The organism is Cryobacterium sinapicolor (assembly GCF_004403465.1).
Taxonomy (GTDB): Bacteria; Actinomycetota; Actinomycetes; order Actinomycetales; family Microbacteriaceae; genus Cryobacterium; species Cryobacterium sinapicolor.
Genome location: NZ_SOGQ01000077.1, coordinates 1 through 19,157, shown reverse-complemented (window position 1 = coordinate 19,157; position 19,157 = coordinate 1). Strand labels below are relative to the sequence as shown.

The window sequence follows — 19,157 nt, the reverse complement described above, 5'->3', positions numbered from 1 at the left end:
ATCGAGCACCCCCGGGCACCGAGTTCGTCGAGATCCGGGAATAGACGAGCACCCTCCGTCGGTTGGTCCCACAGTGAGTGAAACCATCAAAGTAGACATCTGGTCCGACGTGCAGTGCCCCTGGTGCTACATCGGAAAGCGCAAATTCGAGGCCGGGGCGGCCCTGTTCGACGGAAACGTCGAGGTCGAATACCACAGCTTCGAACTCGCGCCGGATACCCCGGTCGACTTCGACGGCAGCCCCGTCGATTACCTGAGCCAACGCAAAGGCCTGCCGGTCGCGGAGGTCGAGCTGATGCTCGAGCGCGTCACCGGCATTGCCGAGAACGTCGGGCTGCACTACGACTACGACTCGGTGCACCAGACCAACACCGTCATCTCGCACGAGCTGCTGCACTACGCGAAGGCGCACGGCCGCCAGCTCGACATGAAGGAACGCCTGCTCAAGGCCTACTTCGTCGACGGCCGCCACGTGGGCCGGATCGAAGACCTCGCCGACCTGGCCGCCGAAATCGGCTTGGACCGCGACGACGTCGTCCGCGCCCTGACCGCCCACGACTTCCTCCCGGACGTCAAGGCCGACGTCGCCCAGGCCAACGCGTACGGAATCCAGGGGGTGCCCTTCTTCGTCATCGACGGAAGATACGGGATCTCAGGTGCACAGGACCCGGACACCTTCGCCGAGGCCCTCCGCCAGGCACAGACCGAAAAAATCGAGGAGAAGAACGCATGAGCACCGCCCCCGACACCACCACCCCGACCGTCCCCGTCGAGGCCCCGGCCCATCCCCCGATCAAACTTCTCGGCCGAGCCGACGCCGGCGGATGCTGCGGCGGCGGCTCCTGCGGCGTCTAGCCGGGTCGTCAGCGGGGCGCCCCGGCGTGGGAGAGAATTGAACGGATGACTTCCGCACCCCAGACCAGCCCGGCGCCCCTCACGATCGGCCCGCTCACGCTCGACGTGCCCGTCGTTCTCGCGCCCATGGCCGGGATCACCAACACGGCGTTCCGCCGACTGTGCCGGGAATACGGCGCGGGCCTCTACGTCAGCGAGATGATCACCTCCCGTGCCCTGGTCGAACGCACGACGGAGTCGATGCGCCTGATCAACCACCACGAGAGCGAAAAGACGCGCTCCATCCAGCTGTACGGCGTGGACCCGAAAACCGTGGCCGAAGCGGTCACCCTGCTCGTGGCCGAGGACCGAGCCGACCACATCGACCTGAACTTCGGCTGCCCGGTTCCCAAGGTCACCCGCAAGGGCGGTGGCGCGGCCCTGCCCTGGAAGCTCGGGCTCTTCCGTCAGATCGTCGAGGGGGCCGTCACCGCGGCCGGCAACGTTCCGGTGACCGTGAAGATGCGCAAGGGGATCGACTCCGACCACCTCACCTATCTGGAGGCCGGCAAGGCGGCCGAGGGGGCCGGTGTCGCGGCCATCGCCCTGCACGCCCGCACGGCCGCCGAGTACTATTCCGGCCAGGCCGACTGGTCCGCCATCGCAACCCTCAAGGACACCATCACCAGCGTGCCCGTGCTCGGCAACGGCGACATCTGGTCCGCCGAGGACGCCCTGCGCATGGTCGCGGAGACCGGCTGCGACGGCGTCGTCGTCGGCCGCGGCTGCCTGGGCCGGCCCTGGCTTTTCGGCGACCTCGCCGCGGCCTTCCGTGGCGGCGAGTCGGGTGCGGCGGCCGCCAGGATCCAGCCCGACCTGGGACAGGTTGCCGACGCCTTCCGGCGCCATGCGGTGCTATTGACCGAGTTCTTCGAGAGTGAGGAGCGGGCCTGCCGGGACATCCGCAAGCATGTGGCCTGGTACTTCAAGGGCTACCCGGTCGGCGGAGACCTGCGGGCGAGCCTGGCCTCCGTCGTCTCGCTCGCGCAGCTCGACGACCTTCTCGGCACGCTCGACGGAGACCAGGAATACCCCGGCGAGGGCGCGGAGGGTCCCCGGGGGCGGGCCGGAAGCCCGAAGAAAACCTCCCTGCCCGAACACTGGCTCGACTCCCGGGAGCTCGTGTCGGCGGAGCGCGCCAATCTGACCGAAGGTGAAGGGGACACAAGCGGTGGCTAACGAGACCGGATACAGCAGGCACGACGAGGAACGCTGGCTGCCGGAGGAGCACGGCTCACGGCGCAGCGATTTCGCGCGCGATCGCGCCCGACTCCTGCACTCGAGCGCGCTGCGTCGGCTGGCCGCCAAGACGCAGGTGCTCAGCCCGGCCGCCGGCCTCGATTTCGCGCGCAACCGACTCACCCATTCCCTCGAGGTGGCCCAGGTCGGGCGCGAGTTGGCCCTGCGGCTGGGCCTCGACCCGGACATCGTCGACACCGCCTGCCTGGCGCACGACATCGGCCACCCGCCCTTCGGACACAACGGCGAGAAGGCTCTCAACACCTGGTCCGCGGACATCGGCGGCTTCGAGGGCAACGCGCAGACACTGCGTCTGCTCACCCGCCTCGAGCCCAAGGTCTTCGGCCGCGACGGCCGCAGCTACGGGCTCAATCTCACCCGTGCGAGCCTCGATGCGAGCTGCAAGTACCCGTGGCCGGCGGAGTCGTCGGTCGCCGATCCGAGCGGCCGCGCCAAGTACGGTTTCTACCCGGATGACCGGGAGGCATTCGAGTGGATGCGTTCCGGGGCCCCGGAGCGCCGGCTCAGCATCGAGGCCCAGGTCATGGACCTCTCCGACGACATCGCGTATTCCGTGCACGACTTCGAGGACGCCGTCGTCAACGGCTACATCGACGTCGGCCAGCTCGGCAGTCGGGCCAACCACGAGTCGCTCCTGGCCACGATGACCGAATGGACCGGCGACGGTCTCTCCGAGGAAGACCTGGCCGACGCCTTCGACCGACTCGACTCGCTCAACGCCTGGCTCGAGACCTGGTCGGGCAGTCGCCACGACCAGGGCCTGCTGAAGAATCTGACCAGTCAACTGATCGGCCGTTTCAGCGGTGCCGCCGTGCGCGCCACCCGCGAAGCCAGCCCGGGCGCAGACCTGATCCGCTTCGGTGCCCACGTGGTCGTACCACGGGAGGTCGAGGCGGAGATCGCCGTGCTCAAGGGGATCGTGGCGACCTTCGTGATGACGCGCCAGACCCGAAAGCCCATCTACGTGGAGCAGAGGCAGGTGCTCACGCTGCTGGCGCGAACGCTGCACGCGACCGGGGACGAACACCTCGACGCGGGGTACCGGGAAGACTGGCACGCGGCCACCGACGACGCCGCCCGCAAACGCGTGGTCGTCGACCAGGTGGCCAGCCTCACGGACCAGTCCGCGCTGGCCTGGTACACGCGCCTGGTGAAACACTGACCATCAGCGTGGACGACGGCACGGTCAGCTCCGACAGCACCGCACAGAACGATGGCACCGCACCGAACACCGACACGGGCAGGACTAACATTCAGCTATGGCAGGCCTGATTCGACAAAACGACATCGAAGAAGTCAAGGCCCGTACCAACATCGCCGACATCGTCGGTGACTATGTGAGTCTCAAGTCCGCCGGCGTCGGGTCGATGAAGGGGCTGTGCCCCTTCCACGACGAACGCAGTCCGAGCTTCCACGTGCGCCCGCAGGTCGGTTTCTACCACTGCTTCGGTTGCGGCGAGAGCGGCGACGTCTACTCCTTCCTGCAAAAGATGGACCACGTCAGCTTCAGCGAGGCCGTCGAACGGCTCGCCGGCCGGGCCGGTGTCGAACTGCACTACGAGGGCGGCGCCGGCGACGCTCCGGACCACACCAATCGGGCCCGCCTGTACGCCGCCAACCAGGCCGCGGCCGATTTCTTCGTGGAGCGCCTCGGCAGCCCCGGCGCCCTGGTCGGGCGCACCTTCCTCGGCGAACGCGGCTTCGACTCCCTCGCGGCCACCCGGTTCGGGGTCGGCTTCGCCCCGAAAAGCTGGGACGAGCTCACCAACCACCTGCGCGCCAAGGGATTCTCCACCGATGAACTCACTCTCGCCGGTCTGGTCTCCAGCAGGGAAGGGGCGAGCGGGGTGTACGACCGTTTCCGCGGACGCCTGGTCTGGCCGATCCGCGACATCACCGGGCAGACCATCGGCTTCGGGGCGCGCCGGCTCCTCGACGACGACAAGGGACCCAAGTATCTGAACACCCCCGAGACGCCGATCTACCACAAGGCCCAGGTCCTCTACGGTCTCGACCTCGCCAAGCGCGACATTTCCCGCGGTCACCAGGTCGTGGTCGTCGAGGGCTACACCGACGTCATGGCTTGCCACCTCGCGGGGGTGACGACCGCGGTCGCCACCTGCGGCACATCCTTCGGTGTCGACCACATCAAGGTGCTGCGCCGGGTTCTCGGCGACGACAGCGGGGTCGGTGAGGTCGTGTTCACGTTCGACCCGGATGCCGCCGGCCAGAAGGCCGCCGTGCGTGCGTTCAGTGAGGAGCAGCGTTTCTCCGCCCAGACGTACGTGGCCGTCGCCCCCGAGGGGCTAGACCCCTGCGACCTGCGGCTGCACCGCGGCGACGACGCCGTGCGCCGGCTGATCGACTCGAAAAAACCCATGTTCGAGTTCATGATCCGGCAGCTGCTGGGCCAGTACAACCTGGACACCGTGGAGGGTCGCGTTGCCGCGCTTCGCGCCGCGGCTCCGATCGTCGGCGACATCCGCGACCCGACCCTGCGCCCCGGCTACACGCATGAGCTGGCACGCATGCTCGGCATGGAGCTCGGCGAGGTGGGCAAGGCAGTCTCCGCGGCCCTGTCCCGCTCCCGGAGCACTGGAACGACCACTCCGAGTGCCCGGCCGGGGGAGGACGAGCCGGCCGCGCGGGAGCAGCCGTTCTCCATGATCGACCTGGCGACCGACCCGGTGACCCGGCTGGAACGCGACGGCCTGATGGCCATGCTGCAGCGCCCGACCGTCGTCGGGGTGGACCTGATCCAGCGTGCCGCGGCGACGAGTTTCGTGAACAGCTCACTGGCGGTGGTGCGCGACGCCATCGCGGCCAGCGTTCCGCACCACGACGCCGTCGACTGGCTCGACCGCATCGTCACCGAGGTGCCGGCTTCGTTGGAGAACCTGGTCAAGGAGCTGGCGATGGCCTCGCTGCCGGAACGCTCCGAACGCGAAATCGGACGCTACGTGCGCGACATCACCGTGGCCCTGATCGACCGGGACCTGCTGCGTCAGAAGGCCGAGCTGCTCGGCCGGCTCCAGCGTGCGGATGCGACCAATCGCGAGGTCTACGTTGCGTTGCAGCGGGAGCTGGTGCGGGTCGAGGCCGAGCGCCGCAACCTCAGAGAGGAGTGAGCGCGCCTCGTCCCGCCCGGCTCCTCCTTGATTGCAGCTCGATAAAGTTGATTGCAGCTCGATATAGATGCGCCATATTCCGGCTGGATTGCGGCGGGGCGCCGGGAATTCTGTGCTAGTTCTGTTCCTACAGCAATGCCGGCGCGCATGATTCGTGCGCCGCGGCATCGGTTTTCTAGAGGAAGAGGCTCACGGCTATGGCATTCTCATCCACTTCACGCGCGAGAGGGCTCAGCGCCGCTGCGGTTGTCGCGGTCGCCGCGTTGACCCTGGCGGGCTGCTCCGCCGGCGGAACCGACGACGAGACCAGCACCGGTGGCGAAGCCATCACGATCGGCACGACCGACAAGATTACGTCGCTCGACCCGGCCGGGTCCTACGACAACGGCTCCTTCGCCGTTCAGAACCAGGTCTTCCCGTTCCTGATGAACACCCCCTACGGCAGCCCCGACGTCGAGCCCGACATCGCCACCGCGGCCTCGTTCACCAGCCCCACGGAGTACACGGTCACCCTCAAGCCAGGTCTGAAGTGGGCCAACGGCAACGAGCTCACCTCCTCTGACGTCAAGTTCACCTTCGACCGCCAGCTCGCGATCGCGGACGACAACGGCCCCTCCTCGCTGCTTTACAACCTGGACAGCGTCGCGGCGCCCGATGACACGACCGTCGTCTTCACCCTCAAGCAGGCCGACGACCAGATCTTCCCGCAGATCCTGTCAAGCCCGGCCGGCCCCATCGTCGACGAGGACACCTTCTCGGCGACGGAGCTCACGCCGGACCAGGACATCGTCGACGGGAACGCGTTCGCCGGCCAGTACGTCATCACCAGCTACGACTTCAACAACCTGGTCGGCTACAAGGCCAACCCGGACTACCAGGGTCTCCTCGGCGCCGCCAAGACCGACGTCGTCAACGTGAAGTACTACGCCGACGCCTCCAACCTGAAGCTCGAAGTACAGCAGGGTGACATCGACGTCGCGTTCCGCAGCCTGTCGGCCACCGACATCGAGGACTTGCGCGGCAACGACAAGGTCAAGGTCGTCGATGGCCCCGGCGGCGAGCTCCGCTACATCGTCTTCAACTTCGACACCCAGCCGTTCGGCGCCAAGACCGCCGAGGCCGACCCGGCCAAGGCTCTCGCAGTGCGCCAGGCCGTGGCCGACCTGGTCGACCGGGATGAAATCGCCGAGCAGGTCTACAAGGGCACGTACACCCCGGTGTACTCCTACGTTCCGGCCGGACTCACCGGCGCCACCGAGTCCCTCAAGGGCCTCTACGGCGACGGAGAGGGTGCCCCCGACGCCGACAAGGCGGCGGCAACCCTCGAGGCCGCCGGCGTGACCGGTCCGGTCGAGCTGAACCTGCAGTACAGCAACGACCACTACGGCCCGTCGTCGGGCGACGAGTACGCCCTGGTCAAGGACCAGCTGGAAGCATCGGGACTCTTCAAAGTCAACCTGCAGACCACCGAGTGGGTTCAGTACTCGAAGGACCGCACGACGGATGTCTACCCCGTGTACCAGCTGGGTTGGTTCCCGGACTACTCCGACGCCGACAACTACCTGACCCCGTTCTTCCTCGAAGGCGGATTCCTCAAGAACCACTACAGCGACACGGTGGTCGACGCCCTGATCCTCAAGCAGGCCGTCACGGCCGATCCCGACGCGCGCACCGCGATGATCGAGGAGATCCAGGACAAGGTCGCCGCGCAGCTGTCGACCGTGCCGCTGCTCCAGGGTGCCCAGGTCGCCGTCACCGGCACCGATGTGACAGGAACCAGCGACACGCTCGACGCGTCGTTCAAGTTCCGCTACGCGGCGCTGGCCAAGGGCTAGTCCGTCAACCGGTTAGAGTTTCTCTAATTTGAAACCCGGGGGCATCCAGACGCTTGCGCGCTGGGTGCCCCCGTCCCGCTCCGGTGGTCTAGCCAATCGCACGCCCAATCGCACAGCCCAATCGTTAGGCAGGAATGACCACTGTGACCACGCGGTCCCCGTCGCCTCGCGCGACGGGTCGCACGAAACGTCCGGCATCCGAAAGCGGGATCGGCCGCTACATCCTGATCCGCTTCCTGCTGATCTTCCCCACCATCTTCATCCTCGTCTCCATGGTCTTCTGGCTGATGCGCACGACCGGAGACCCGATCACGGCCGCACTCGGCGGGCGCCTCGGACCTGAGCAGCTGGCCGAGCGCATCCAGGCGGCCGGTTACGACCGGCCCATCTTCGTGCAGTACGTCGAGTATCTGGGCCAGGTCTTCACCGGCAACTTCGGCACGACCATCAGCACCAACCGCCCGGTCGCCGAGATCCTGCTCACCTACGGGGTGGCCACGTTCGAGCTCGTCTGCTACGCCCTGCTCGTGGCATTCATCGTCGGGATCCCGCTGGGCATGGTCGCCGCCTACTGGCGGGACAAGCCCGCTGACGCCTTCCTGCGCGTCTTCGCAATCCTCTGCTACGCCACCCCGGTGTTCTTCTCGGGGCTGCTGTTCAAGCTCGTCTTCGCCGTGTACCTCGACGTGCTGCCCGTGTCCGGGCGGGCGTCGACCGGCTCCGAGCTGCAGATGCAGCTGTTACCGAACAAGACGGGCCTCTACACGATCGACGCCATCATGACCGGAGACCCAGGCGTGCTCGCAGACGTGCTCGAGCATGCCGTGCTTCCCGCGCTGACGCTTGGGCTGCTCACCGCGGGGATCTTCCTCCGCCTCGTGCGCACCAACGTGATCGGAACCCTCGGCACCGACTACGTCGATGCGGCCCGCTCGCGCGGGGTGAGCGAATTCCGCCTCGTGCGGAAGCACGCCTACCGGCCGGCCCTGATCCCGATCATCACCGTCATCGGCCTCCAGATCGCGCTGCTGCTCGGCGGCGCGGTTCTGACCGAAACCACCTTCGAATGGAAGGGGCTGGGATTCATCCTCTCCGAGTTCCTCAGGGCCCGGGACTTCGTGGCCGTGCAGGGGATCGTCGCCCTGCTCGCCGTGATCGTGGCCCTGTCCAACTTCGTCGTGGACATCATCGCCGCACTGATCGACCCGAGAGTGAGGTACTGACATGAGCGACGCCACCGGCAGTCCCGCCGCGCAGAAACGCAGCGCCTGGTCCCGCCTCCCCATCGTGCACCAGCTCCGGCAGAGCATCGGACTTCAGCGCGGGATGCTGATCGCCGGCCTGACCATCACCACTCTGTTCGTGCTGACCGCCATTTTCGCGCCCGTGCTGGCGCCGTACGGCTTCAGCCAGCTGCGCGGCGCCGACGGCGCCTTCGGGGCCCAGCAGCCGCCCGGCGGCGCGCATCCGCTCGGCACCACCGTCGGCGGTTACGACGTGCTCTCCCGGGTGCTCTGGGGTGCCCAGACCGCCCTGTTCGTGATCGTCGTGGCCGTGCTGCTGTCGATTTTCGCCGGGGTGTTCCTCGGCCTGGTGTCGGGCTACTTCGGCGGCTGGCTCGACCGCATCTCGGTGGTCGTTTCCGACGCCGTCTACGCGTTCCCATCACTGCTTCTGGCCATCGTGATATCGATCGTCATCTCCGGCGGCAAGTCCAACCTGATCGGCGGCGTGCTCGCGGCGGCGATCTCGATCACCGTGGTCTTCATCCCGCAGTACTTCCGGGTGATCCGAGCCGAGACGGTGCGGATCAAGGCCGAGGCCTACGTGGAATCCGCCCGCGTGCTGGGTGCCGGCAGCGGCCGGATCATGTTCCGGCACGTGTTCCGTAACGCCACCCGCACCCTGCCGCTGATCCTGACCCTGAACTCGTCGGAGGCCATCCTGACCCTCGCGGGCCTCGGCTACCTCGGGTTCGGCATTGAACCGACGGCCGCCGCCGAGTGGGGCTATGACCTCAACAAGGCCCTCTCGGACGTGACCAGCGGCATTTGGTGGACGTCACTGTTTCCCGGCCTCGCCATCGTGCTGGTGGTGCTCGGCATCACCCTGGTCGGCGAAAGCCTGAACGACCTCGCCGATCCCCGGCTGCGCGGTCGCCGCGCCGTCGGCCAGACGGCCGGCGTCGTCGCGCAGACCTCGGTCGTTCCCGGCGGCACCCTGGTCGCCGGTCCCGGCGGGCTCGGCGGGCGCGAAGGCGCCGCAACCCATCCCACCGACGGACTCGAGGACCGACCATGACCGACGTGCTCACCATCACCGACCTCGGCATCTCCTTCGCGACGGATGCCGGGGCCGTCCGGGCCGTCGACGGTGTGACCCTGCGGGTCGCACCGGGCGAGGTGCTCGCCATTGTCGGCGAGAGCGGCAGCGGAAAGACCGTCACCGCCAAGACCATCCTGGGGCTACTACCGGAGACGGCGACCGCCTCGGGCGCCGTCATTCTCAGCAGCAAGGACGGTTCGAGCGAGAGCAACGTCATCGCGCTCAGCACCGCGCGGTTGCGGCAGGTGCGCGGCACCGACGTGGCCATGGTGTTCCAGGAGCCGTCCATGGCGTTGAACCCGGTCTACACCGTGGGCTGGCAGATCATGGAGGGCATCCGCGCGCATGGCCGGTTCAGCCGCAAGGAAGCACGGGCCAAGGCGATCGAGATCCTCGGGCGGGTCGGCATTCCCGACCCGGAGACCCGCGTCGACTATTATCCGCACCAGTTCTCCGGCGGTCAGAAGCAGAGGGTGGTGATCGCCATGGCCCTGGTGCTCGACCCCGGCCTGATTGTCGCCGACGAGCCGACAACGGCGCTCGACGTGACCGTGCAGGCGGAGATCCTGGACCTGCTGCGACGCTGCCGTGACGAATTCGGCACGGCGATCGTGCTGATCACCCACAACATGGGCGTCGTCGCCGACCTCGCCGACCGGGTCGCGGTGATGTACCAGGGCAAGGTCGTCGAAGAGGCGGATGCCCAGACGCTCTTCAGCTCGCCGCAGAACGACTACACCAAGAGGCTTCTCGCCGCCGTGCCGCACGTGGGCCAGGGGGTCGTGCACGCCGCCGAGCGCGCCCGGGCGCGCACGGACGACTGGGAAGAGCAGGCCCCGGTCGTGGTCGCCGACCAGCTCCGGATCGAATACCCCGGCAGGCTCGGCCGGTCCGGTTTCACCGCCGTCGACGGGGTGAGCTTCCTGATCCGGCCCGGCGAGGTCCTCGGTCTGGTGGGGGAGAGCGGCTCGGGCAAGACCACGATCGGGCGGGCCATCGCCGGCCTGACCCGGGTGACCGGCGGATCCCTGACCGTGATGGGTCACGAGATGAACGGGTTCAAGGAGCGTGCGTTCAAGAAGTTCCGCAGTGACATCGGTTTCGTATTCCAAGACCCGGCGTCGAGTTTCAACCCCCTGCTCACCATCGCCGACTGCGTGGCCGAACCGCTGGTGGTGCACGGGCGGGCGAAGAACGCCGCCGATGCCCGGACACGGGTCAACGAGCTCCTCGAGGCCGTGCAGCTGCCGCGCGCCTACGCCGACCGCTACCCGCACGAACTGAGCGGTGGCCAGCGTCAGCGCGCCAGTCTGGCACGGGCGCTCGCCCTGGAACCGCCGCTGCTGATCGCCGACGAGCCCACCAGCGCCCTCGACGTCTCGGTGCAGGCGCGGGTGCTGGAGCTGTTCGCCGAGCTCCAGCGGGAGTTCGGATTCGCGTCCTTGTTCATCAGCCACGACCTGGCCGTCGTCGACCTCGTCGCGGACCGGATCGCGGTGCTGTACCGCGGCAAACTGGTCGAGGAGGGCACGAGTGTCGCGGTGCTCGGCGCGCCAAAGGATCCCTACACTCAGCGGCTCCTCGCCTCATTGCCTGTGCCTGACCCGGCCGAGCAGGCCCTGCGCAGGGAGGGACTGCGGCGGCTGCGTGAGGCAGGATAGACACATGATCCGCGGCGCCGAACCGACCAGTCCGACCAGTCCGACCAGTCCGGTCTCCACCAGTGACCTCACGGTCGAGTATCCGGCCCACGGCGCCAGTGGTGCCTTCCTGGCCGTGCGCGGCCTCACCCTCCAGATCAGGACCGGCGAGGTGCTCGGACTGCTCGGGCAGAGCGGTTCGGGCAAGAGCACGCTGGCTCGGGTGCTCTCGGGTGCCGCGTTCGGCTCCGGCGGCGGGGGCTCCGGCGACGTGCGACCAGAAATCACCGGGGGAGAGGCGACGGTGCTCGGGTACCGGCTCCGCGGCATCCGTCGGCGCAAGCTGACCCGGCTGACCTTCGAGGTCGGGCACCTGCCTCAGGATGCCTCCGACACCTTGCCCTCGACCCTGACGGTCGCGGAGATCGTTGCCGAGCCAGTGCTCGACCGGGACCGGCGCTACAACAGGCAGGACCTCGACGATCAGGTGGCGACCATGATCGACGCGGTGCGCCTGCCGCTGTCGGTGCTCACCAAGTTCCCCTACGAGCTCAGCAACGGGCAGCGCCAGCGGGTGGCGCTGGCCCGGGCCCTCGTGTTCGGGCCTGCGCTCCTGATCGCGGACGAGCCGACGGCCGGCGTCGACGCCACCGTGCGGGACGCCGTGGTCGATCTGATTGCGGAGCTTCAGCGCGAGCGGGCCTTCTCGGCGCTGGTGATCAGCTCCGACCTCAGCGTGCTCCGACGGGTCGCGGATCGGATCGCCGTGCTGCACCAGGGAGTGCTGGTGGGGCTGGGCACCATCGATGAGGTGTTCGACGACCCGTGGCATCCGTATGTCGCCGGCCTGGCCGCGGCCCTGATACGGGATACGCCGGGCGACGAGAACGGCGACGAGAACGACGACGAGAACGACGACGAAAGTGAATTCGAGGACGATGTCATCGAAAATTGAATCCGTTCAACACCAGGCCGTGCTTGCCGACGATGTCACCCCGCTGTCGGCGGACCGGCTTCCGGTTCCCGGCCCGATCACCATCCTGCCGCGGCCGGAGCCGGCCTTCGCCCAGGCCGTCGAGGCCGCCGGGGGCACCGTGGCGGAGCTCACCCGGGAAACGCGGGGACTGATCTGGCTCGACTACGGCCGCGCCGACGAGCTGCGCGCCACCCTCGACGCCCATCCCGGGATCGGCTGGGTGCAGCTTCCCTGGGCCGGGGTGGACGCCTTCAGTGGTGTGCTGGCGGGCATGGACCGCGCAGACCTGCTCTGGACCAGCGCGAAGGGCGCGTACGCGCAGCCCGTCGCCGAACACGCCCTCACGCTCACCCTGGCGTTGCTGCGCGTGTTGCCGAAGCGCGCGCGCTCCACACGCTGGAGCACCCTGCCCGAGGGGCGCTCGCTCTACGGTCTCAACGTGACCGTGATCGGCGCCGGCGGGATCGCCCGCGAGCTGATCCGCCTGCTCGCGCCCTTCGGCACCCACATCACCGTCGTGCGCCGCAGCAGCGAGCCGGTGTCCGGGGCCGAGCACACGGTGGCGACGGATGCCCTCCCAGGAGTCCTCCCGACCAGCGACGTCGTCGTGGTGGCGGCAGCCCTCACGGACGGCACCCGCCATCTGATCGGCCGGGCCGAATTCGAGCTGATGCGGCCCGAGGCCGTGCTCGTCAACATCGCCCGGGGCCCGCTCGTCGACACGGACGCCCTCGTGGCGGCGCTGGCCGCGGCGTCCATCGCCGGTGCGGCCCTTGACGTGACCGATCCGGAACCGCTGCCGCAGGGGCATCCGCTTTGGGTCGAACCGCGGTGCCTGATCACGCCTCATTCGGCCGACACGCCCGAGATGACCGCGCCGCTCCTGGCTGAGCGGATTCGCCTGAATGTGGGTGCCTTCCTTGAAGACGGGCGGTTCGTCGGGGTCGTCGACCCACGAATCGGCTACTGATCGACCCCGTGGATTTGGCAGATCGCCAACTTTTGATAAAGTAGTAGGGCTGCTCAAGCAGTATTCCTCGATAGCTCAATTGGCAGAGCAGCGCACTGTTAATGCGCAGGTTCTTGGTTCGAGTCCAAGTCGGGGAGCGAAAGGCCACCAAGGGCTCCACCCCTGGTGGCCTTTTTTGTATCCCGTTCGTTTCCGTGCGGCGTGGAGTGAGAAAAGGCGGCATCCGTGGAGTCCTGGCTCACTCTGAGCACAATTCTGGCCGTGCTCGTCGTCGTGTTGCTGGCCCTGTGGCTGGTCACCCTGTTCCGGGCCCGGCGTGTGGTGTTCGATCGCAACGCGGCCGAACGGATGCGCATCGACCTGCAACTGTCCCTCGCCGAACAAGAGGGCCGCCTCGGCATCATCCGGGAGCTTCAGGACGTGGCCGTGCTGTCCGTCGCCCGGCTGATCACCCGCGCCGAGGGTGCCCGCTACACGGCCGAGAGCGACCCGTCCAGCGCCGTCCGCGTGGCGACGGCACTGGTCGAGGACGGTCGGGTGGCCCTGGCCGACATGCGCCGTGTCCTCACGATCGTGCGCGAGGGCGAATCCGTCGGTTCGGCGCAACCGGACCTGCAGTCGGCGCGGGACCTGTTCCGGGTCATGCAGGGCGCGGGCGTCTCCGTGGCCTTCACCGAGTCCGGCGAACGGTTCCCGCTCAAGCCGGGCGCCGAACTGGCCGTCTTCCGGATCCTGCAGGGCGCGCTGGCCAACACTCTCACTCACGGCGGCCGAGGCACGGAGGCCCGGGTCACGTTCACGTGGACTCAGGACGGGCTGCAGCTGGTGGTCGCCGACGACGGCATCCGTGCTGCGGCTCGCCGGGACAGCGCCGACGCCGCCGACTTCCAATCTCGCACGAAATACACCATCGACGATGATCTCAAGGCCCTCAGTGCTAACGTCTCCGGGGCAGGAATCACCCGCATGCGCGAGCGCACCGAGATGTTCGGTGGCATCTTCAACGCGGGGACCGTGCCCGGTGTGGGGTTCACGGTCACGGCCGTCTTCCCGTCGCTGCGCTTCCATAACGGGATCCACGGCGTGGACCTCACCCGCGGCTGACCCGGATCCGGGCCTGCGGGTCCTGCCGGTTCAGCCGGTCCTGCCGGTTCAGTCTTCGAGGTTGTCGACGCCGGGTATCCAACTGAGGCCGGGCACGCCCCAGCCGCGCTTGCGGGTCACCTTGGTGGCGATCTTGGCGTAGAAGTGCTCGAGGCGATCGACGTACAGCGTGCCGTCGAGATGATCGTATTCGTGCTGGAAGATGCGTGCCAGCCAATCGTCGGCTCGAATTTCGAAGGGCTTCTGTTCGAGGTCCACCGCGCGAAGGATTGCTGAGGGGGAGCGCAGCAGCGGAAAGCGTTCGCCCGGGTAGGACAGACAGCCCTCGACGTCCTCATCCTCGTCGGCCTCGCCCGCGGGAACCGGGGTGATCCAGAGTTCGGGATTGATGGCCACGCCCCGCCAGAGGTGGTCGTCGTCGTCGAGGAAGCTGTAGGTGAAGAGTCTGAGCGGCACACCCACCTGCGGGGCCGCCAGACCGACGCCGGGCGCGGCATCCATCGTCTCGAACATGTCCTGCACGAGTTCATGCAGATCGTTCCCGAAATCGGTGACGGGGAGGGCGGGGGAGTGGAGAACGGAATCTCCTGAAATAACTATCGAGCGAACGGCCATTCAGCAAGGATAACGGCCTGATTCTCTATAGGCTGGCTTGAGTGAACCCCGACTTGACCGACCTGGCTGCGGAAATCGCCATCGATCCCCGTCAGGCCATCGGGATTCCGCTCGCTCTGGTCGGTGCGGTCTTCCTGTCGCTCGGGGCGCAATTTCAGCACAGCGGCGTGACCAAAGTCGAGGCCAAAACGGCTGAGGTTACCGGCGGGCTCAACCCGCGCCAGCTGATGCTGCTGCTCGGCCGGCCGTCGTGGGTCTTCGGCACGGTCATGCTCGGACTGGCGATCGTGTTCCAGCTCTCCAGCCTGGCTTTCGCGCCCATCATCATGGTTCAACCGCTCGGCGCCGTCGCCCTGGTGATCACGTCGATCCTGAACTCCCGCATCACCCGGGTCCCCGTCAACCGCGCGTCGAAGATCGCGATCGCGATGTGCGTCGGCGGAGTGGCGCTCTTCGTCACGGTGGCCGCATTCACCGCGGTGGACAAACCGGTCACCGACGGTAACCTGATCACGATCCTGATCGTTCTCGGTGTCGTGTTGTCGGTCTTCGGCGTCGCTTTCTTCAAGCTCCGCACTCGGTTCAAGGCGATGTTCTACATCGTTGGCGCCGGGGTGCTCTACGGGTTCGTCGCCACGTTGGCCAAGGTCGTCATCAACCGCACCCAGAACGGCAACTTCGAGTGGCTGACTCTGACCTGCGTCATCGGGCTGCTGCTGGCGGCGGGCCTTGGTGCCTACTTCGTGCAGAACGCATACGCGTCTGGCCCACCGGACTTGGTCATCGCCGGGCTCACCGTAATCGATCCGCTGATTGCCGTCGGCATCGGTATCGTCGTTTTGGGCGAGATCGAGCAGGCCCCGCCGTGGGCGGCTGTCGCCTTCCTTGTCGCGGGTGTCATCGCGATCGTGGGGGTCTTCCTGTTGGCCCGGTACCACCCTCTCGCCGACGACTGAAGCAGCAAAGGGAGCTCCGTTCGGTGTTTGTATGGGCGCGCCGCCCCTGTATGGCGGTTGCAGCGCCGGTTTAGAATAGGGTTCTAGAAGACCACGTCAGCGTGCGCGTCGTCGAAAACCTGAATTCTCGCCGGATGACGAACTCCGGCCCACATACGTTGGGACAGTGTCTTTTGTCAGATTTGACCGATTTGCCGAGCGAGTCGACTCGCAGCGAGCCGGTGTTGAAGAAGCCGCTGCGCATCCTGATTGCGGCAGACACCTTCGCGCCCGACGTGAATGGCGCTGCCCGGTTTGCCGAGCGTCTTGCTGCGGGGATGGTGGCCCGCGGGCACGAGGTGCACATCATGGCTCCGTCCGCATCTCGTAAGCACGGCACCTGGACCGAGGTGCACGAAGGCCAGCCGATGGTCGTGCACCGCCTGCAGAGCTGGCGCTGGTACCCCCATGACTGGTTGCGCTACGCCCTGCCGTGGTTCATCCCGCGGGAAACCCGGCGCATCCTCGACACGGTGAAGCCGGATGTCGTGCACTTCCAATCCCACATCAACGTGGGCCGCGCCGTCACGATCGAGGCGGCGAAGCGGGGCATCCGCATCATCGGCACGAACCACTTCATGCCGGAGAACATGCTGGAATTCACTTTGGTTCCCAAGGGCCTGCACGATCGCCTCATCAAGGCGGCCTGGCGTGCAGCGAGGCGCACCTACGGTCGGGCGGAAGCGGTCACCACGCCCACCCTCCGAGCCGCGGAGTTCCTGGAGCGCTACACCGGGCTCGAGGGTGTGCTGGCGATCTCGTGCGGCCTCAACGCCCAGAACTACTCGCCGAGCTTCGCTCCCCGCACCGAGAACCGCATCCTCTTCGTCGGCCGTGTGACCGGCGAGAAACAGATCGACGTGCTGCTGCAGGCCGTGGCCCTGCTGTCGCCCGACCTCGATGTGAAGGTGGAGATCGTCGGGGGCGGCGACCAGAAGCGCAATCTGGAAAGTCTTTCGCAGACACTCGGCCTCACGCGCCGGGTCACTTTCGCCGGTTATGTGACGGATGCTGAACTGGCGGCCGCTTACACCCGCTCGACCGTGTTCGCTATGCCGTCGATTGCGGAGCTGCAGAGCATCGCAACCATGGAGGCGATGGCATCCGGCCTGCCGATCGTGGCCGCAAACGCCATGGCACTCCCGCACCTCGTGCACGACGGGCAGAACGGCTATCTGTTCGAGCCCGGCAACGCACAGGACCTCGCCGACAAGCTCACGACAGTCCTGACGGCCGCACCCGACGATCTGAACGCGCTCAAGAATGAGTCCCTGCGGCTGATCGGTGTGCACGACATCAACCGCACCCTGAACACCTTCGAGTGCCTGTACCGCGGCGAGCCGGTCATCGACGCGGTTACGTCCGACGCGGGAACCCGCGGCGCAGAGTAGCCGGGCACGGTCGCCATTCGAGTGCCTGTATCGTGGGAGCCGGTGATCCATCCGATCACCGCAGAATCAGTCGCACTCTCGTCGGAGGAGTCGCGTCGATTGGGGCGGTAGCTCAGCTGGTTAGAGCAGCGGACTCATAATCCGTCGGTCCTGGGTTCAAGTCCCAGCCGCCCTACTGTGAATTAGATCTGATCGGGGTTTCTTGTCTGTACCGAAAGGGCAAGACTTGATGCACTATCCGTTTATTCACCGTTTATTCGAAAATTTTCACCTTCTACAGTGGCTTGTGAAGAAGGTGCACGACCCGGTTCGAATCGTCTGGAGTGACCTCGAACACCTACGGGTTATGGACACTGAAAGACTCACGGGGCTCGGTCTCGAGCCTGTATTGACGACAAGCGAGCTCGCCGAATATCTCGGCCTTCAGGTGCAGGCCATGTATGACCTCCGTACCGACGGACGCGGCCCCTCCGGCATTCGAGTCGGCCGGGAGATTCGCTACCGCGCCTCCGATGTCCTGCGGTGGCTGGACGGGCTCCATGAGCCCGAGTCAGCCCTCAGTCGTCGTGGAGTTGAGCACTGATGGCTGGACGACCCCGACTGCCGATCAGTACGTTCGGCGCAATCACGACGACACAGGTCAGTCTTGGAGTCTTCCGTGCGGTGACCCGCTTCCGCGACTGGGACGGTCAGACGCGGAAGGTGACAGCGACCAGCTCGAGCCGTAACGCCGCACAGGCAGCCCTCAAAGCGGACCTGGCGGCTCGGTTGCATGCCGGGGACGTCGGCGACTCACTCCATGCTGGCTCACCATTCCCCCTCCTCGCTGCCGCCTGGATGGAGGACGTGATGAACGATGTCGACCGTTCCCAAGGCACAAAGGACACCTACCAGCGTCAACTGCGTTTGCTTGTGCTGCCCTTTTTCGAGAACTTCACGGTTCGCGAGGTGACCGTCGGGCGCATCGAGCTCTTCTTGAAGAAGCAGCGCGAGACGTCGTATACGCGAGCAAAGCACTCTCGTACGATCCTCGGGATGATCCTGGCATTCGCGGTGCGGCGGGGGATCATTCCGCGAAATCCCATCAAGGAGGCCTCACGCATGAAGAAGCCCTCTCACGCCCCGAAGGCACTCACGACGGAGCAGATAGCCGCTATCCGCCTCGCGGCACGCGAATGGCGCACGGGGGAGGGCCGGATGGGGCCGCGGTCAGACGGGCAGGTTCGAGACATCATCGAGGTGATGCTCGGTACCGCTACTCGCATCGGCGAGGCGCTTGCCCTTCGGCAGTGCGACGTCGACATGGACGCCGATCCGCCACGGGTGAACATCAGCGGCACGCTTGTGGTGCATAACGGCGCCGGCGTGCACCGCCAAGCACATCCCAAAACACACGAGTCGAACAGGGTCATTGCTGTGCCACAGTTCGTGGCCGACGTGATTCGCCAGCGGTTGGCGCTTCTCGACCCGGAAGACTCCGAGCACCTGCTCTTCTTCTCGCGGGTCGGTACACCGCTCGCACCGTATAACGTGAGGCGCTCGTTCCGGGGGATACTCTTGAACGCTGGCCTCGAGGGCCTGGAAATCACGCCCCACTCCTTTCGGCGCACGGGGGCGACGCTGCTTGCCAAGGAACTCGGCATTCAGGCCGCAGCCGACATGCTCGGTCACACTTCGACTTCGACGACCAAGGCACACTATGCCGAGCCCGACCGCACGGTGAAGTCCGGCCCGGCGGATGTCCTGCAACAGCTGGCGCCACCCGTGAAGTGAGGGACGGCGCCATCCGGCTCATCGATACTCTGGCGAGAACATCGGGGAGATTGAGACCCACACGATCCTGATCGAGCTCAAAGGCGAGGCCCCTGGCATCATCGACGGTGCCGTTATGCACCATAGGCGTGCTACTGATGTTGGTCACGTCCCGCTGAGTGGTGGAGTTTCTCAACACCGTGCGGGTCAGCTGTTTTAGTTTAGGCGGCGGCGAGTTCGGGGAGGATCACCGCCTCGTCGATGACCTCGAT

General features: G+C 66.7%; 17 protein-coding genes and 2 tRNA genes. 18 read left to right on the top strand and 1 reads right to left on the bottom strand.

Annotation, left to right across the window (positions count from 1 at the left end):
• The first annotated feature begins 73 nt into the window (after positions 1-73).
• The 13 genes from E3T28_RS13405 (at position 74) to E3T28_RS13350 (ending at position 14,132) form a co-directional block, all read left to right on the top strand.
• Complete coding sequence (locus E3T28_RS13405; protein WP_134432206.1) at positions 74-733, top strand: DsbA family oxidoreductase; 660 nt, start codon at positions 74-76, stop codon at positions 731-733.
• Positions 730-855 (top strand): hypothetical protein, encoded by a 126-nt coding sequence (locus tag E3T28_RS17580; RefSeq protein WP_255575484.1) that lies wholly within the window; start codon positions 730-732, stop codon positions 853-855. The genes E3T28_RS13405 and E3T28_RS17580 overlap by 4 nt, the downstream gene beginning before the upstream one ends.
• A 45-nt stretch (positions 856-900) precedes the next feature.
• Positions 901-2,073, top strand: a complete 1,173-nt coding sequence (gene dusB / locus E3T28_RS13400; RefSeq protein ID WP_134432204.1) for a tRNA dihydrouridine synthase DusB — start codon at positions 901-903, stop codon at positions 2,071-2,073.
• Positions 2,066-3,316, top strand: coding sequence for a deoxyguanosinetriphosphate triphosphohydrolase (locus E3T28_RS13395; RefSeq protein WP_174776779.1), 1,251 nt, complete (start codon positions 2,066-2,068; stop codon positions 3,314-3,316). Before dusB ends, E3T28_RS13395 begins: the two co-directional genes overlap by 8 nt.
• 97 nt (positions 3,317-3,413) lie before the next feature.
• Positions 3,414-5,282 (top strand): DNA primase, encoded by a 1,869-nt coding sequence (dnaG, locus tag E3T28_RS13390; RefSeq protein WP_134432200.1) that lies wholly within the window; start codon positions 3,414-3,416, stop codon positions 5,280-5,282.
• Between the two features lie 197 nt (positions 5,283-5,479).
• Positions 5,480-7,117, top strand: a complete 1,638-nt coding sequence (locus E3T28_RS13385; RefSeq protein WP_134432198.1) for an ABC transporter substrate-binding protein — start codon at positions 5,480-5,482, stop codon at positions 7,115-7,117.
• Between the two features lie 134 nt (positions 7,118-7,251).
• Positions 7,252-8,340 carry an ABC transporter permease gene (locus E3T28_RS13380; RefSeq protein ID WP_134432196.1) on the top strand — a complete coding sequence of 363 codons (1,089 nt, stop codon included), beginning with the start codon at positions 7,252-7,254 and terminating at the stop codon, positions 8,338-8,340.
• A 1-nt stretch (position 8,341) separates the two neighbouring features.
• Positions 8,342-9,418: an ABC transporter permease gene (locus tag E3T28_RS13375; RefSeq protein ID WP_134432194.1), complete on the top strand. Its 1,077-nt coding sequence runs from the start codon at positions 8,342-8,344 to the stop codon at positions 9,416-9,418.
• On the top strand, positions 9,415-11,103 hold the full coding sequence (locus tag E3T28_RS13370; RefSeq protein WP_134432192.1) for an ABC transporter ATP-binding protein: 1,689 nt from the start codon (positions 9,415-9,417) through the stop codon (positions 11,101-11,103). The genes E3T28_RS13375 and E3T28_RS13370 overlap by 4 nt, the downstream gene beginning before the upstream one ends.
• A gap of 4 nt (positions 11,104-11,107) precedes the next feature.
• Entirely contained in the window at positions 11,108-12,037 is a 930-nt protein-coding gene (locus E3T28_RS13365; protein WP_134432190.1) for an ATP-binding cassette domain-containing protein, read from the top strand.
• Complete coding sequence (locus E3T28_RS13360) at positions 12,021-13,028, top strand: NAD(P)-dependent oxidoreductase (RefSeq protein ID WP_134432187.1); 1,008 nt, start codon at positions 12,021-12,023, stop codon at positions 13,026-13,028. The genes E3T28_RS13365 and E3T28_RS13360 overlap by 17 nt, the downstream gene beginning before the upstream one ends.
• 64 nt (positions 13,029-13,092) lie before the next feature.
• Positions 13,093-13,165 (top strand) — tRNA-Asn (locus tag E3T28_RS13355).
• A gap of 88 nt (positions 13,166-13,253) precedes the next feature.
• Complete coding sequence (locus E3T28_RS13350) at positions 13,254-14,132, top strand: sensor histidine kinase (RefSeq protein WP_134432184.1); 879 nt, start codon at positions 13,254-13,256, stop codon at positions 14,130-14,132.
• 48 nt (positions 14,133-14,180) lie between these two features.
• Here the strand turns inward: E3T28_RS13350 and def are convergent, their stop codons facing one another.
• Positions 14,181-14,747, bottom strand: coding sequence for a peptide deformylase (gene def, locus E3T28_RS13345; protein WP_134432181.1), 567 nt, complete (start codon positions 14,745-14,747; stop codon positions 14,181-14,183).
• A 41-nt stretch (positions 14,748-14,788) separates the two neighbouring features.
• Between def and E3T28_RS13340 the strand changes: the two genes are divergently transcribed.
• The 5 genes from E3T28_RS13340 (at position 14,789) to E3T28_RS13320 (ending at position 18,906) form a co-directional block, all read left to right on the top strand.
• Positions 14,789-15,703 (top strand): DMT family transporter, encoded by a 915-nt coding sequence (locus E3T28_RS13340; protein ID WP_134432178.1) that lies wholly within the window; start codon positions 14,789-14,791, stop codon positions 15,701-15,703.
• A gap of 191 nt (positions 15,704-15,894) precedes the next feature.
• Positions 15,895-17,133 carry a glycosyltransferase gene (locus tag E3T28_RS13335; RefSeq protein ID WP_241979355.1) on the top strand — a complete coding sequence of 413 codons (1,239 nt, stop codon included), beginning with the start codon at positions 15,895-15,897 and terminating at the stop codon, positions 17,131-17,133.
• A 101-nt stretch (positions 17,134-17,234) separates the two neighbouring features.
• Positions 17,235-17,308, top strand: a tRNA-Ile gene (locus E3T28_RS13330).
• Positions 17,309-17,419: 111 nt separating this feature from the next.
• Entirely contained in the window at positions 17,420-17,716 is a 297-nt protein-coding gene (locus E3T28_RS13325; protein WP_241979344.1) for a helix-turn-helix transcriptional regulator, read from the top strand.
• Positions 17,716-18,906: a tyrosine-type recombinase/integrase gene (locus E3T28_RS13320; protein ID WP_134432172.1), complete on the top strand. Its 1,191-nt coding sequence runs from the start codon at positions 17,716-17,718 to the stop codon at positions 18,904-18,906. Before E3T28_RS13325 ends, E3T28_RS13320 begins: the two co-directional genes overlap by 1 nt.
• Positions 18,907-19,157: the final 251 nt, after the last annotated feature.

What these genes read in the sequence shown, in the direction of transcription:
- E3T28_RS13375 (WP_134432194.1), top strand. Translation starts at nt 8,342, where the DNA reads ATGAGCGACGCCACCGGCAGTCCCGCCGCGCAGAAACGCAGCGCCTGG.
- dnaG (WP_134432200.1), top strand. Translation starts at nt 3,414, where the DNA reads ATGGCAGGCCTGATTCGACAAAACGACATCGAAGAAGTCAAGGCCCGT.
- E3T28_RS13385 (WP_134432198.1), top strand. Translation starts at nt 5,480, where the DNA reads ATGGCATTCTCATCCACTTCACGCGCGAGAGGGCTCAGCGCCGCTGCG.
- E3T28_RS13365 (WP_134432190.1), top strand. Translation starts at nt 11,108, where the DNA reads ATGATCCGCGGCGCCGAACCGACCAGTCCGACCAGTCCGACCAGTCCG.
- E3T28_RS13380 (WP_134432196.1), top strand. Translation starts at nt 7,252, where the DNA reads ATGACCACTGTGACCACGCGGTCCCCGTCGCCTCGCGCGACGGGTCGC.
- E3T28_RS13320 (WP_134432172.1), top strand. Translation starts at nt 17,716, where the DNA reads ATGGCTGGACGACCCCGACTGCCGATCAGTACGTTCGGCGCAATCACG.
- E3T28_RS17580 (WP_255575484.1), top strand. Translation starts at nt 730, where the DNA reads ATGAGCACCGCCCCCGACACCACCACCCCGACCGTCCCCGTCGAGGCC.
- E3T28_RS13370 (WP_134432192.1), top strand. Translation starts at nt 9,415, where the DNA reads ATGACCGACGTGCTCACCATCACCGACCTCGGCATCTCCTTCGCGACG.
- def (WP_134432181.1), bottom strand. Translation starts at nt 14,747, where the DNA reads ATGGCCGTTCGCTCGATAGTTATTTCAGGAGATTCCGTTCTCCACTCC.
- E3T28_RS13360 (WP_134432187.1), top strand. Translation starts at nt 12,021, where the DNA reads ATGTCATCGAAAATTGAATCCGTTCAACACCAGGCCGTGCTTGCCGAC.
- dusB (WP_134432204.1), top strand. Translation starts at nt 901, where the DNA reads ATGACTTCCGCACCCCAGACCAGCCCGGCGCCCCTCACGATCGGCCCG.